At 29.1% G+C, this 15356-nt stretch carries 11 protein-coding genes; all 11 read left to right on the top strand.

The genetic code is table 11. From position 1 onward, the window contains the following. The first annotated feature begins 12 nt into the window (after positions 1-12). The gene (locus IC758_RS13560; protein ID WP_227830755.1) at positions 13-276 is read left to right on the top strand and encodes a hypothetical protein; all 264 of its coding nucleotides are present in this window, start codon (positions 13-15) and stop codon (positions 274-276) included. Between the two features lie 282 nt (positions 277-558). Beyond that, positions 559-2364 (top strand): translation elongation factor 4, encoded by a 1806-nt coding sequence (lepA, locus tag IC758_RS13555; RefSeq protein WP_227482848.1) that lies wholly within the window; start codon positions 559-561, stop codon positions 2362-2364. A 161-nt stretch (positions 2365-2525) separates the two neighbouring features. Beyond that, positions 2526-3863 (top strand): CCA tRNA nucleotidyltransferase, encoded by a 1338-nt coding sequence (locus IC758_RS13550; protein WP_227860528.1) that lies wholly within the window; start codon positions 2526-2528, stop codon positions 3861-3863. Between the two features lie 237 nt (positions 3864-4100). Further along, positions 4101-5414, top strand: coding sequence for an APC family permease (locus IC758_RS13545; RefSeq protein ID WP_227432569.1), 1314 nt, complete (start codon positions 4101-4103; stop codon positions 5412-5414). Positions 5415-5587: 173 nt separating this feature from the next. Beyond that, on the top strand, positions 5588-6763 hold the full coding sequence (gene hemW / locus IC758_RS13540) for a radical SAM family heme chaperone HemW (RefSeq protein ID WP_227835330.1): 1176 nt from the start codon (positions 5588-5590) through the stop codon (positions 6761-6763). A gap of 102 nt (positions 6764-6865) precedes the next feature. Continuing rightward, positions 6866-7885 carry a heat-inducible transcriptional repressor HrcA gene (gene hrcA / locus IC758_RS13535; protein ID WP_227432571.1) on the top strand — a complete coding sequence of 340 codons (1020 nt, stop codon included), beginning with the start codon at positions 6866-6868 and terminating at the stop codon, positions 7883-7885. A gap of 29 nt (positions 7886-7914) precedes the next feature. Next, the gene (gene grpE / locus IC758_RS13530; protein ID WP_227432572.1) at positions 7915-8535 is read left to right on the top strand and encodes a nucleotide exchange factor GrpE; all 621 of its coding nucleotides are present in this window, start codon (positions 7915-7917) and stop codon (positions 8533-8535) included. A gap of 93 nt (positions 8536-8628) precedes the next feature. After that, positions 8629-10476 carry a molecular chaperone DnaK gene (gene dnaK, locus IC758_RS13525; RefSeq protein WP_227432573.1) on the top strand — a complete coding sequence of 616 codons (1848 nt, stop codon included), beginning with the start codon at positions 8629-8631 and terminating at the stop codon, positions 10474-10476. Positions 10477-10684: 208 nt separating this feature from the next. Further along, entirely contained in the window at positions 10685-11839 is a 1155-nt protein-coding gene (gene dnaJ / locus IC758_RS13520; protein WP_227432574.1) for a molecular chaperone DnaJ, read from the top strand. Positions 11840-12840: 1001 nt separating this feature from the next. Continuing rightward, positions 12841-13776, top strand: a complete 936-nt coding sequence (locus tag IC758_RS13515) for an ROK family protein (protein ID WP_227835334.1) — start codon at positions 12841-12843, stop codon at positions 13774-13776. 34 nt (positions 13777-13810) lie between these two features. After that, the gene (locus IC758_RS13510; RefSeq protein ID WP_227432580.1) at positions 13811-15184 is read left to right on the top strand and encodes an MFS transporter; all 1374 of its coding nucleotides are present in this window, start codon (positions 13811-13813) and stop codon (positions 15182-15184) included. Positions 15185-15356: the final 172 nt, after the last annotated feature.

Here is a 15356-nt window from a genome sequence, read left to right as displayed (position 1 = left end):
GGAGCATGTTGAATGAGCCGATTAGAAAGAAATATAGAAGGTAAAAGTAAACAAAGAAAATATAAGTATATTATGAGAATTATATTTTTAGTTATTATGATTATAGGTACATCCATTTGTGTATTTATAGTTGATAGTAATGCTAAAAGTATGTTGGGAATAAAACAACATAATTATTTCTCAAGTATTAAATTTGATATTACAAAGTTTGATATACCAAAGATTGACATACCAGATTTTGATATACACAAAATCGTTGAAAAATTTAATAAGTAGGAAATAAGTGAATAAGGTTTATTGATTAAAATAAGCCTTATTTTAGTTATGTATCTTTAATTGTATAAAATAAAAACACATTAACTATATTTTATAGGATTTACTTTAAGTTTATGATATTATATAATATTTAGTGTTAGACTTGATAATCCACATATAATGTGGATAATTTTGTTTAATGCCAATTAGTTTATATTCAAAAATTTAAAATTTGATATATAAAAAGTTTTTATATAATATAAAATGATAACTATAAGAATAATCAAGAGGAGGGAATTTAAGGTGGACAATAAACAAAGTAGAACTAGAAATTTTAGTATAATTGCACATATAGACCATGGAAAGTCTACCTTAGCTGATAGATTAATACAACAAACGGGGCTTGTCAGTGAAAGAGACATGAAGAGTCAATTACTTGATAACATGGATCTTGAAAGAGAAAGAGGAATCACTATAAAGCTTCAAAATATAAGATTAATGTATAAGGCGAAGGATGGAAATGAATATTATTTAAATCTTATAGATACACCAGGACATGTAGACTTCAATTACGAGGTATCAAGAAGTTTAGTAGCATGTGAGGGAGCATTATTGGTAGTCGATGCAGCACAAGGTGTTGAGGCACAGACTTTAGCTAATGTGTATCTTGCAATAGACCAAGATTTAGAAATATTACCAATAATAAATAAAATAGATTTACCAAGTGCAAGACCAGATGAAGTAAAACATGAAATTGAAGATATAATAGGGCTTGATGCAAGTGAAGCACCTCTTATTTCAGCTAAAACAGGTTTAAATATAGAAGATGTTTTAGAAGATATTGTAAAAAATGTCCCTGCACCTAAAGGAGATAATGAAGCACCATTAAAGGCGTTAATATTTGACTCTTATTACGATGCTTATAAAGGTGTTGTAGCCTATGTTAGAGTGTTTGAAGGAACTGTTAAAAAAGGTATGACAATAAAAATGATGAATACTAAGAAAAAGTTTGAAGTAACTGAAGTTGGTGTTATGGCTCCAGGGCAAACTGAACTTAGTGAATTATCAGCTGGTGATGTTGGTTATATTGCTGCTAGTATAAAAGACATAAGAAGCTGTCGTGTAGGGGATACAATAACAGATTCAAATAATCCTACAGAAGAACCTTTACCAGGATATAAAAAAGCTACTCCAATGGTATATTGTGGTATATATCCAGGAGAAGGTGAAAAATATGAAAATGTAAGAGATGCTCTTGAAAAATTACAAGTAAATGATGCTGCCCTTGAATATGAGGCTGAAACTTCAGCTGCGCTAGGGTTTGGGTTTAGATGTGGATTTTTAGGTCTTTTACATATGGAAATAATGCAAGAAAGACTTGAGAGAGAATTTAATCTTGATATAATAACTACAGCACCATCTGTTATATACAGAGTTACAAAAACTGATGGAGAAGTTGTAATGATACAAAATCCTGCAAATTTGCCAGAAGTAGCTGAGATAAGAATGATAGAAGAACCTATAGTAAAAGGTGATATAATAGTTCCTAAAGATTATGTAGGTGTTGTTATGGAACTTTGCCAGGAAAGACGTGGAAATATGTTAAACATGGAATATATAGATGAGAGAAGAGTAATGCTTCATTACGACCTTCCTCTTAATGAAGTTGTTTATGATTTCTTTGATGCCTTAAAATCAAGAACTAGAGGATATGGTTCTCTTGATTATGAGATTAAGGGATATGTTGCATCTACTCTTGTAAAACTTGATGTTTTAATTAATAAAGAGCAAGTTGATGCACTTAGTTTTATTGTACATGAAACTCGTGCTTTCCCTAGAGGAAAGGCAATGTGTGAGAAATTAAAAGGCGAAATTCCAAGACATCAATTTGCTATACCTATACAAGCTGCTGTTGGTAATAAGGTTATTGCAAGAGAGACAATAAGTGCTTTAAGAAAAGATGTACTTGCTAAATGTTATGGTGGAGATATATCTCGTAAGAAGAAACTTCTTGAAAAACAAAAAGAAGGTAAGAAGCGTATGAGACAAATTGGCTCTGTTGAAGTTCCTCAAAAAGCATTTATGTCTGTACTTAAGTTGGATGAATAATTTATTAAATTTTTATAAATTTAGATAAATATACTTAAAAGCTAGAGTGATTTTAGAATTATTTCTAAATTAATCTAGTTTTTTTGTGGTATATTTTAATTAAACACATAGAGAATATAAGTAAGAGTATATTAAAGAAAAAATAAAAAAAGGTGATATTTATGACTAATATAGAAATTCCTAAAAAAGTGGATTATATAATTAAAGAATTAGAAAAGAATGGTTATGAGGCATATGTAGTTGGAGGATGTGTGAGGGATTGTTTATTAGAAAAAATTCCAAATGACTGGGATATAACAACTAGTGCAAGACCTGAAAAAGTGGTAGAGATATTTGAAAGGACTATTCCAACTGGTATACGACATGGTACTGTAACAGTCATGATTGAACATGAGCCATTTGAAGTGACAACATATAGAATAGATGGAAGTTATAGTGATGGTAGACATCCAGATTCAATAGAATTTACAAATGATATAGTTAAGGATTTGTCAAGAAGAGATTTTACTGTTAATGCAATTGCATACAATTCAAAGACTGGATTAGTTGACCCATTTAATGGTTGTGAGGATATACAAAATAAGTGTATTCGTTGCGTTGGAAATCCAGTAGATAGATTTGAAGAAGATGCACTTAGAATGCTTAGAGCGATTAGGTTTTCTGCACAGCTTAATTTTAAAATAGATGAAGATACTAAACAAAGTATCTACAGAAACGCAGATTTAATAAAATGTGTGTCTATGGAAAGAATTCAAGTAGAATTCAATAAAATGCTAATATCTGATTCATCTAAGTTAAATTTATTAATTTCAACAGGATTATTAAAATTTATAATTCCTGAAATATGTGACTTAGAAGATGTTATTCAAAATAATCCATATCATATTTATAATGTTGGAAAACATACATTGATAGCTACTGAAGTAATTGAAGATGAATTATATCTAAAGCTTACAATGTTATTTCATGATTTGGGTAAAAAAATTACTAAAACGACAGATAAAAATGGAATTGACCATTTTTATAGTCACAGTAGGGAGTCTGTCAAAATAGCAAAGCAAATTTTGAAGAGACTTAAGTATGATAATTATACTATTAATAAAGTTTTAATATTAATACAATATCATGATTATAGAATAGAACCAAAAAGAAAAATTATTAAAAAGTTATTAAATAAACTTGGAGATGTTGAACTATTTGAAGATTTAATAAAGGTTAATTGGGCTGACACACTTGCTAAAAACCCAAAATATGCAAAACAGAAAATATTAAACCTTATTGAGAGTGAAAAGGAATTTAAACATATAATAAGTCAAAATGAATGCTTTCATATTAAAGACTTAGCTATTAATGGAAACGATTTAATGTCTATAGGTGTTAAACCAGGTAAAGATATAGGGTATCTATTAAATAAGATGCTTGAAATTGTTATCAATAATCCAGAACTAAATGAAAAAGAAATTTTAAAAGGAAAAGTATTAGATATATACACATTTTAAGTTAAAAGATTAAACTTTAATTTAATTAATTTAAGATAGTAAATATAATTTACATTAAAAAAATAGACAGTCTTTATAAGGTTGAAATTATGAAGGTTGGTATTCTATAATTTTAAATGTATAGCAAATTAATATAAAGTTAGTAAGTTAATATAAAAAAAAACTTTGGGAATACTAAAACCATAAATTTATAAAATTAATATTTTATGCACTTATAAAACAGTAAGGAGGGACATCATGCGTACTCAACTACAAAAGACGATTGGTCTTTCAGCAGCTCTTTCTACTGTTGTAGGTATGGTTATAGGTTCAGGAGTTTTTTTTAAGCCACAGGCAATATATACCACAACTAATGGAGCTCCAGGACTAGGTATTATAGCATGGCTTTTAGGTGGATTTATAACAATAACAGCTGGACTTACAGCTACAGAAATATCAGCTGCTATCCCAAAAACTGGTGGTATGATGATTTATATTGAAGAAATATATGGAGAAAAATTAGGATTTTTAACTGGATGGATGCAAACTGTATTATTTTTTCCAGGTACGTCAGCAGCATTAGGGGTAATATTTGCTCAACAAGCATCTGAACTTTTAAATATGAGTCCAAACAATATGTCAGTTGTGCTTCCAATAGCAATTGGAGTAATACTGTTTTTATCATTACTTAATATAATAGGTTCATCATTGGGAGGAAAAGTTCAGACAGTAGCTACTATTGGAAAAATGATACCATTAGCTCTAATAATAATATTTGGATTTATTAAAGGCCAAAGTAGTGAGATATTAAATCCATTTGTAGGTGATGGAGTTAGTGTATCAAGCGCACTTGGACAAGTATTAATAGCAACGTTGTTTGCATATGACGGATGGATAAATGTCGGTGCTATCTCAGGAGAGATGAAATCTCCAGAAAAAGATTTACCAAGAGCAATAGTTGGTGGGCTATCATTAGTTATGGCAATATATATTATAATAAATGTAGCATATCTTTGGGTTGTGCCAGCAAGTGAATTAGCAACTGTTACTTCACCAGCAACATTAGTTGCAAAAAAATTATTTGGAAATTTAGGTGGAAAAGTAATAACTGTGGGTATATTAATATCAGTGTTTGGTACATTAAATGGATATTTATTAACAGGGTCAAGAATACCATATACATTAGCTGAAAAAGGAACTTTGCCTGCTTCTAAGGTTTTATTAAAAGTAAATTCTGGTGGGTCTCCTGTAAATTCAATACTGCTCATAACTGTATTAGCATGTATATATGCTTTATCTGGTCAATTTAATCTTTTGACAGATTTAACTATATTTTCAATATGGGTATTTTATGTATTGACTTTTGTTGGAGTTATAAGGCTTAGAAGAGAACAACCAGATTTACACAGACCGTATAAAGTTCCTTTATATCCAATAATACCAATTATAGCTATATTAGGTGGATTATTTGTAATAATAAATCAAATACTGACTTCAACAGCAGTATCTTTAGGTGGTATATTTATAACCCTACTTGGATTACCAGTTTATTATTATATGAAGAAAAAATAGTCATTTATTTTAAGTTGAAAAATTTGGATAAAAGTAAAAATCTACTTTTATCCAAATTTTTTATGATATTACATAGTGAAGATGCTTTATATGTTATTTGATGAGTTATTTTGTTTGATTTATAATTTAATAACTGATGCTTTAAGATAATTTTAAGAAATGAGGAATATAAAATGTTAGGACTTTATATACATATCCCATTTTGTGTGAAAAAATGTAAGTATTGTGATTTTAATTCTTATAAAATGGACCTAGATTCAAAAAAAAGATATATAGAAGATTTGAAAATAGAAATGGAGTTATACAGTAATAAATTAAATAGAGATGATAAATACAAAAATAAAGAAGATTTCAATATAGACAAAAACGATATAATAACAAGTATATTTATAGGTGGAGGAACACCTAGTATTTTGACATCTGAAGAAATAAGAGAAGTATTTGTAAGTGTAAAAGAAAAATTCAATATAGACAAAAACGCAGAAATAACCATAGAATGCAATCCTGGCACACTGACACTAGAAAAATTAGAAACTATGAAAGAAGTTGGTATCAATAGACTTAGCATAGGGTTACAAGCTGTCCAAGAAAAGCATTTGAACTTTATAGGAAGAATACATAGTTATAAAGAATTTGAGAAAAACTATATGGACGCACTGAGTGTAGGATTTAAAAATATTAATATAGACTTAATGTATAGTCTTCCCAATCAAACACTATGTGATTGGAAGGAAACTCTTGAAAAAGTTACAGATTTAAATCCAACACATATATCAGCATATTCTCTTATATTAGAAGAAGGTACTGAACTGTATAATATGTATGAAAATAATCAATTTGACCTTATAGATGAAAATATAGATATAGAAATGTATGAGTATACAATAAACTATTTAAAATCAAAAGGATACAATCAATATGAAATATCAAATTACTCACAAGAAGGCTATAATTGTAAACATAATATTTTATATTGGGAATGTGAACACTATATAGGTCTTGGAGCAGGAGCTTCTGGTTATATTGATAATAATAGATATAATAATTTAGAATCTTTAGAGGATTATCATTTAAGTCTGATTAAAGGAGAGAAGCCAATACAAGATAGTGAAAATCTTTCTATAAAAGATATGATAGAAGAAAAGATATTTATGGGCCTTAGAATGAATAAGGGAATAAAATTTAAAGATTTTGAAAAAAATTTTGGAATAGATTTTAGAAAAAAATACAGTAAGCAGATAGAAATGTTACTAGCTAGAGACCTTATAAACCAAAGCTTTGAGGGAATACAATTAACTCAAAAGGGAAGAGAAATATCTAATAGTATATTTATAGAATTTATGGAATGATTTTTAGGGTGTTGACAAAATAAATTTATAATGGTATATAATATATATAATCTTTTTAGCACTCGAACTTAGTGAGTGCTAACAGCTAGGAGGTATAATAATATGGAATTAAATGAAAGAAAATTAAATATCCTCAAAGCTATAGTTAAAGATTATATAGAAACAGCTGAAGCTATAGGTTCTAGAACAATATCTAAAAGGCATGATTTAGGTGTTAGTGCTGCCACCATAAGAAATGAAATGGCTGACCTTGAAGAATTAGGATATTTAATTCAGCCACATACTTCTGCGGGTAGAGTTCCATCTGAAAAAGGCTATAAGTTATATGTAAACTCTCTTATGAGTAAAAGTGAATTAGATGATAATGATAAGATTCTTATTGAACAATGTATGAATCATAACATAAATCATATAAAAGAATTAATTCATGAAACGTCTAAGCTATTATCTCAATTAACTAACTACACAACTGTAGCAGTTACTAAGAGTTTAATAAATCAAAGCGTCATAAAGCATATACAGTTAGTTGCTATGCATGACAATAATATTTTACTTATAGTTGTAACAGATAAAGGGGACTTAAAAAAAGCTAACCTTACAACTAATGTATATTTAGATCAATCTAAGTTAAATTTGATTTCTGATAATCTTACAAAGAAGCTCTTAGGAAAAAGTATAACAGATTTAGATGATAATCTGATTGCTTTTATTAAATATGAAATAAGTGAGTATTCAGGGTTTATAGATGAACTTTTAAATGCCCTAAACTCAAATATGGAAGAAGAAGATTTTTCTCTATCATTAAATGGAGCCACTAATATATTTAGTTATCCAGAATTCAATGATGTGTTAAAAGCAAAGTCATTTTTAAATATGTTAGAAAGAAAGGAAACAATAGCTGACATAATTAAATCAAAGGGAATACAAAAAGAAAATCTAAATATAATAATTGGTAGTGATAATGATTGTAAATTGGCACAGGATTGTAGTATAGTTACAGCAACTTATAATGTAGACAGAGACTTAGTTGGGCGAATAAGCTTCATAGGACCTACAAGAATGGATTACGCTAGAATTTACTCTATAATAAATTATATGAGTTTATTAATTAATAGAAAGTAAAGAAATTTTAAATTGAGGGGTGTAAAGTCTTGGATAAAAAAAATGAGCAACAAGAAGTAAAAGAAGAAAATGATACTTCTATTAACCAAGAATCTGAAACTCAAGTAGAGTTAGAAGATGAAGTTGTTAATGAAGAATGTGAAGAGTCAAGCGAAAAAACTGATGAAGAAAAAGCTGATGATGAAAATGTAACAGATATAAATTCTAAATTAGCAGAAAAAAAATTAAAAGATGAAGTAGATGAATTAAATGACAAATATCAAAGACTTCAAGCCGAATATGCAAACTATAGAAGAAGAACTCAACAAGAAAAAGAAACAATTGGTGTGTTTGCAAATGAGAAAATAATAACTGAGTTAATACCAGTTATAGATAGTATGGAAAGAGCCTTAGATGCATGTGAAGATAAGGAAGATACTATGTATAAGGGTATAAGCCTTGTACATAAACAATTAATAGATACTCTAGTAAAATTTGGAGTAGAAGAAATAGAAGCAGAATCTAAGGAATTTGACCCAAACTTACATCTAGCAGTTATGCAAGAGAGTGTAGATGGAGTAGAAGCAAATCAAATAGTGATGGTACTTCAAAAAGGATATAAGCTAGGAACTAAAGTTATAAGACCTTCAATGGTTAAAGTTTCTTGCTAAGTATATAAATTAAGGTTAAAATATTTAGCCTAATATAAAATACACAAATAAGTAAAATTTAATTATACAATTACTCAAGGAGGATTTTTAGTCATGGGAAAAATAATAGGAATAGATTTAGGAACAACAAATTCATGTGTTGCAGTATTAGAAGGTGGAGAAGCACAAATAATAGCAAATAATGAAGGTATGAGAACTACTCCATCAGTAGTGGCATTTACAAAAGATGGTGAAAGAATAGTTGGAGAACCTGCAAAAAGACAAGCAGTTACAAATGCAGATAAAACAATAACTTCAATAAAAACTCACATGGGAACTGATTACAAAGTGAATATAGATGGAAAATCATATACTCCACAAGAAATATCAGCAATAATATTACAAAAATTAAAATCAGATGCAGAAAGTTACTTAGGACAAACAGTAACAGAAGCAGTTATAACTGTTCCAGCATACTTTACAGATGCTCAAAGACAAGCTACTAAAGATGCTGGTAGAATAGCAGGGCTAGATGTTAAGAGAATAATAAACGAGCCAACAGCAGCAGCTCTTGCTTATGGTATGGATAAATTAGACCAAGAAAAGAAAATATTAGTATTTGACTTAGGTGGAGGAACTTTTGACGTATCTATACTTGAAATAGGTGATGGTACTTTTGAAGTTTTAGCTACAGCTGGTAACAATAGATTAGGTGGAGATGACTTCGACCAAATAGTAATAGACTATTTAGCAGATGAATTCAAAAAAGCTGAAGGTGTAGATTTAAGAAATGATAAAATGGCTCTTCAAAGATTGAAAGAAGCAGCAGAAAAGGCTAAGAAAGAATTATCATCAACAATGAATTCAAACATAAACTTACCTTTCATAACTGCTACAGCAGAAGGTCCAAAGCATTTAAATATAGATTTATCAAGAGCTAAATTTGAAGAATTAACTAGAGGTTTAGTTGAAAAAACTATGGAACCAACTAAGAGAGCTTTACAAGATGCAGGACTTTCTACAAGTGAAATAGATGATGTATTACTAGTTGGTGGTTCTACAAGAATACCAGCAGTTCAAGATGCTGTTAAGAAATTTATAGGAAAAGATCCTCATAAAGGTATAAACCCAGATGAATGTGTTGCAGCAGGAGCTTCTATACAAGCAGGAGTTTTAGCAGGAGATGTTAAAGACTTATTATTACTAGACGTTACTCCATTATCTCTTGGTATAGAAACTATGGGTAATGTAATGACTAAGATAATAGAAAGAAACACTACAATACCAACTAAGAAATCTCAAGTATTCTCAACTGCTGCTGATAACCAAACAGCTGTTGATATACATGTACTTCAAGGTGAAAGAAGTATGGCTTATGACAATACAACTTTAGGAAGATTCCAATTAACTGATATACCACCAGCACAAAGGGGAATACCTCAAATAGAAGTTACATTTGATATAGATGCAAATGGTATAGTTAATGTTTCAGCTAAAGATTTAGGTACAGGAAAAGAACAAAAAATAACTATAACATCAAATACTAATTTATCAGAAGCAGATATAGAACAAAAAATAAAAGAAGCTGAGATGAATGCTGAAGCTGACAAACAGAAAAAAGAGAAAATAGAAGCATTTAACCAAGCTGAATCTACTATATATCAAACTGAAAAAACTTTAAATGAACTTGGAGATAAAATAAGTGCAAGTGATAAAGAAGATATAGAAAAAGCAATAGCAGACTTAAAAGTTGTAAAAGATAATCAAGATGCTACAGCAGAAGAACTTAAGAAAGCTACAGAAGAAGTAATGACTAAGTTCCAAAAAGTATCTCAAGAAATGTACCAAAAGGCAGCTCAAGAACAACAAGCAGCACAAGGTGCAGAGCAAGCTCAAGATAATGGACCTAAAGATGACAATGTAGTAGATGCTGACTTTAAAGAAGTAGATGAAGATAAATAAGCTATATAATATAACATCAAATGATAATTGAAGAATAGATTATTTATGAAAATCATATAGATATTAAAGATATATGGACAATATACATCATAAAGAATATAATATATCATAGATTATATAACTTAAAGTAGAATATAAGAATTAATGATAGCTTGTAGTTTATTATTCTACAAGCTATCGTTTTGTAAAATGAAGGTGGTGTCAATTTTTGAGTACAAAAAGGGATTATTATGAAGTCTTAGGTATCAGTAAAGGTGCAGAAGCTCAAGAGATAAAAAAAGCTTACAGAAAGTTAGCAATGAAGTACCATCCAGATAGAAACCCTGGTGATGAAGAGGCTGAAGAAAAGTTTAAAGAAATAAATGAAGCTTATGAAGTACTTTCAGATGATACAAAGAGAAAGACTTATGACCAATTTGGACATGATGGGCTAAATGGTCAAGGAGGCTTTGGAGGCCAAGGTGGATTTAATGGCCAAGGCTTTGGTGGATTTGAAGATATGTTTGGAGATATATTTGGTGACATGTTTGGAGGGGGCTTCGGAGGTGGAAGACAAAGAAGAAGAGGTCCACAACGTGGTGCAGATATAAGACAAAATGTTACTATATCTTTTGAAGAAGCTGCATTTGGTAAAAAAATGTCTATAAAGCTAAATAGAAGTGAAGAATGTGATGAGTGTGATGGAACTGGAGCAAAACCAGGAACATCAAAGAAAACTTGTTCAACTTGTAATGGAACTGGTCAAGTTAGAACTGTTCAAAGAACTCCATTTGGAAATATAGCAAGCTCAAGACCTTGTAGTACTTGTAATGGAACTGGAGAAGTAATTGAATCTCCTTGTAGCAAATGTCATGGAACTGGAAACACAAGAAAAGTTAAGACTATAGAAGTAGATATACCTGCAGGTATAGATGATGGTCAAATGATAAAACTTGCTGGTCAAGGTGAAGTGGGAGAAAAAGGTGCTCCAAGAGGAGACTTATACATTGTAGTTAATGTAAAATCTCATCCATTGTTTACTAGAGATGGAAATGATATTTACTTTGAGATGCCAATTACATTTGTTCAAGCAACTTTAGGTGATGAAATAGAAGTACCTACTTTGGATGGAAAAGTTAAGTATAGTGTGCCAGAAGGAACACAAACTGGAACTGTATTTAGACTTAAAGAAAAAGGAATTCCTAGAATTAGAGGTAATTCAAGAGGAGACCAATATGTCAAAGTTGTAGTCGAGATTCCTAAAAAATTAAATGATAAGCAAAAAGATCTGTTAAGAGAATTTGCGAAGGAGTGCGGGTCGAACGTCCACGAAAAGAAAAAAACATTCGGACAGAAAATAGAAGATATGTTTAAGAAAAAGTAGTTAAAATAGCCAATATAATGTAATCATATTCTTTAGAATCTAAATTATTTAGTTATAAGATTTTGAATTAATATAATATGATTTTTATATTGGCTATTTTTAATTTATAAATATATAAAAATAGTTTTTCTCTAAAAAGATAAAACTGAATATAAATAATTTTCTGAAAAAATGCTTGTCCCTACATATCTAATATGCTATAATATAATCAAATAAGAGAAAGGGGTGATTCCAGTGGGAACGGATGTGGCACAGCCAAATGATGAAGAAAACTCAATTATAATCTATGAAATAAAGTTAGATGTTTTTAGTGCTATATTAAGTACTGGAAAAACTCAAAAGCTGGGATAATTATTGGAATTGCCTAGACTTAAAATTTTGGTAGTAAAATAGTCATATTGTATAGCCAAAGCATCTAAGTTTTAAAGTTATTTGTAAGAATTAAAACTTTTGCAAATTGCATATTTGCTTATAATTTAGTTAGAAAAATTTACGTGAAAAAGTGCTTTCGATATGTGCATATGTAAAGAAATATGTATGTATGGTTAGGTAATAGGCTAGATATGTATGTAAAGAAATATGTATTTAGTCAAATATATGTATATGTAAAGAAATATATATATTATGTGTATAAGATTTTTAGTATAGATTGGTGAATAATAAAAGCAACTTATTATGTTATGGAAAACTAATTTATGTTTGTAAAAAATATATTTAAGATTTGGTTGATATATAGTTGCAAAAATATTGTTTAGTACGAAAAAATAAGTCGAGATAAAAGTTTAAAATAATTGATTTAAATATAGTTTGTTTTGACATCTAATAAATTGAAATAATTTATAAAAATAGACATCTTCTCATAGTGAAAATATACTATGGGAAGGTGTTTTTGTTTTGTATTAAAGATATTATTAAAGATTTGCATGGTTTTACATTTTAATATAATATAGACATGATAATATATATATATTAATAAAATTTAAAAGAGAAAGGTGAGAAAGATGTATTATATAGGTGTAGACATTGGAGGAACAGGCATACAAGCAGGTGTGGTTGATAATCAAGGAAAGATACTTTTTAGAACAGAATGTAAAACTGTGGTTGAAAAGGGATTTGAAGGAATACTAGATGATATAAAAATAATGATTGATAAATTGTTAGAAGAAAACAATCTAAAGATGAAAGAGATAAAGTCTATTGGATTTGGAGTACCTGGGTTTATAAATAAAAAAGGTTTAGTAACTTGTGTAAACTTAAAATGGGATGGAGAAAGTTTTGAGAATGAACTAAAAAGAAGATTTCCAAATGTTGAAATTCATGGAGAAAATGATGCAACAGTAGCAGCACTTGGAGAATCAAAGTTTGGAAGTATGAAAGGTGCAGATGTTGGAGTTTTATATACTTTAGGAACTGGAGTAGGTGGAGGAATAGTAATTAATCAAAAAGTTTTTTCTGGAGCCCATGGATTAGGCTCAGAAATAGGGCATCAAGTAATAGGAGAAAACTATTTTGATTGCAATTGTGGAAATAATGGTTGTGTGGAAACTTTTTGTTCAGCAACTGCCATTATAAAATATTCTCAAAAACTTATACAAGAAGGTAGAAAAAGTATGATTTTAGATTTAGCAGAAGGAGATTTGAAAAAAATAAATGCAAAGATGGTGTTTGATGCACATAGAGAAAACGACACAGTTGCAATTGAAGTAATAACTAGATTTAAAACTTATTTAGCAAAAACATTTGCAAATACAATAAATACATTAGACCCAGAAGTGATATCAATTGGTGGAGGAGTTTCTAAAGCAAGTGATATAATACTTGATGGGATTGAAGAATTGGTAAGAAAGTTTGTTTTATACAAAAAAGAAGATATAGCAAAAATTGTATGTGCAACCCTAGGTTCAGATGCAGGAATTATAGGAGCAGCTTTTTTATAAGATAAATGAATCAAAAATATTGGGGGCATGATATATGAGTAAGATAAATGCTAAAAGAACTCTTTTTTTAGTGGCTATAGGCTCAGGAACTATGCTGAATCCTCTTAATTCATCTATGATTTCACTTGCATTACATAGTATACAAAACGATTTTAATATTAGTTTTACAACTGTGTCTTGGATGGTTTCAGCCTTTTATTTAGCTAGTGCTATTGCACAGCCAGTTTCAGGAAAGATTGGAGATTTAATAGGTAGAAAAGTTTTATTTTTAAGTGGTTTAATACTCGTAAGTTTTTCAGCATTTATGGTACCATTTACTCAATCATTCTTTATATTGATTTTTATAAGAGTAATTCAAGCTATTGGAACAAGTACATTGTATCCATCTGGAGTTGCTCTTATACAAAATAATATAAAGGAAAGACAATCTTCTGCATTAGCAGTTTTAACTATTTTTGCTTCAACTACAGCAGGATTAGGTCCAACTTTAGGCGGAGTATTGCTTGATTTAGGTGGATGGCATGCTATATTTCTTGTAAATATACCAATTGTTATGGTTGCCATTTGTCTAGGATATTTTTTATTTCCAAAAGAAATAAAAGAGAAAAAAAGTATAAAAGAGACTTTTAAGAATGTTTTATCAAGATTAGATGTTGTTGGTATAGTTTTATTTTCAATTGCAATGATTTTTATATTACTATTCTTATTATCAGTTAAGGAGTCTTTTAATTTAGAGCAATTTGTATTAGGATTAATTTTGATGTGCATTTTTATTTGGCATGAACTGAGAACGAGATTACCCTTTATAGATATTAAACTTTTTATGAGTAATCCTAAGTTATCAAAGGTATATTTACAGTTTATTATATTAAACTTCTTCAATTATATCTTATTTTTTGGTCTTCCAAGTTATTTTCAAGATGCACTACATTACAGTGCTAGGTCAACTGGTCTATTTATGTTGTTCATGTCTGGTATAGGAATTTTCATATCTCCATTGACTGGAAAATGGATAGACAAATCTGGAACTAGAGTACCTCTTATAGTGTCATCAATTTTTATGTTGATTAGTGCAATACTTCTTTCATTAATCTTTATTCAAATACCAGTAATAGGTAAGGGGATAATTTTATCATTAGCAGGTGTTAGTTATGGAGTTGGTAATGTAGCATTACAATCTTCAATGTTTAAAGAAAGTCCTCCTGAGAGCATAGGTACAGCCTCTGGTCTATTTCAAACTAGTCGTTATTTAGGTTCAATTTTTGCTACTGTACTACTTGGAATGGTATTTGAAGCAACTATAACATCAAGTCAATTTAAAATTTTAGGATATGTTATGGTGATTTTAGGTACAATAAGTTTTTTGCTAAACTTTGTTTTTACAAAACAATTAAAGCAAGCGAAATAATGTATTAAAGAAATAATAGATTCAATAAGATTAAAGATATTATTTATAAAAAAGGATATCTTATCAAATATTTACAAGTTTAAAGGAGAGAATATTTGATAAATAACATTTGATAAAGTATATAGTATTTTAACTTAAAATCAAGCAGAAATGTGAGTTAGCATTTCTGCTT

Origin of the sequence: Clostridioides sp. ES-W-0016-02 (assembly GCF_020641035.1) — a bacterium.
In the GTDB taxonomy this organism is placed as follows: Bacteria; Bacillota; Clostridia; order Peptostreptococcales; family Peptostreptococcaceae; genus Clostridioides.
The sequence above is the reverse complement of the archived record's forward strand: the minus strand, read 5'-3'. Positions and strand labels throughout refer to the sequence as shown.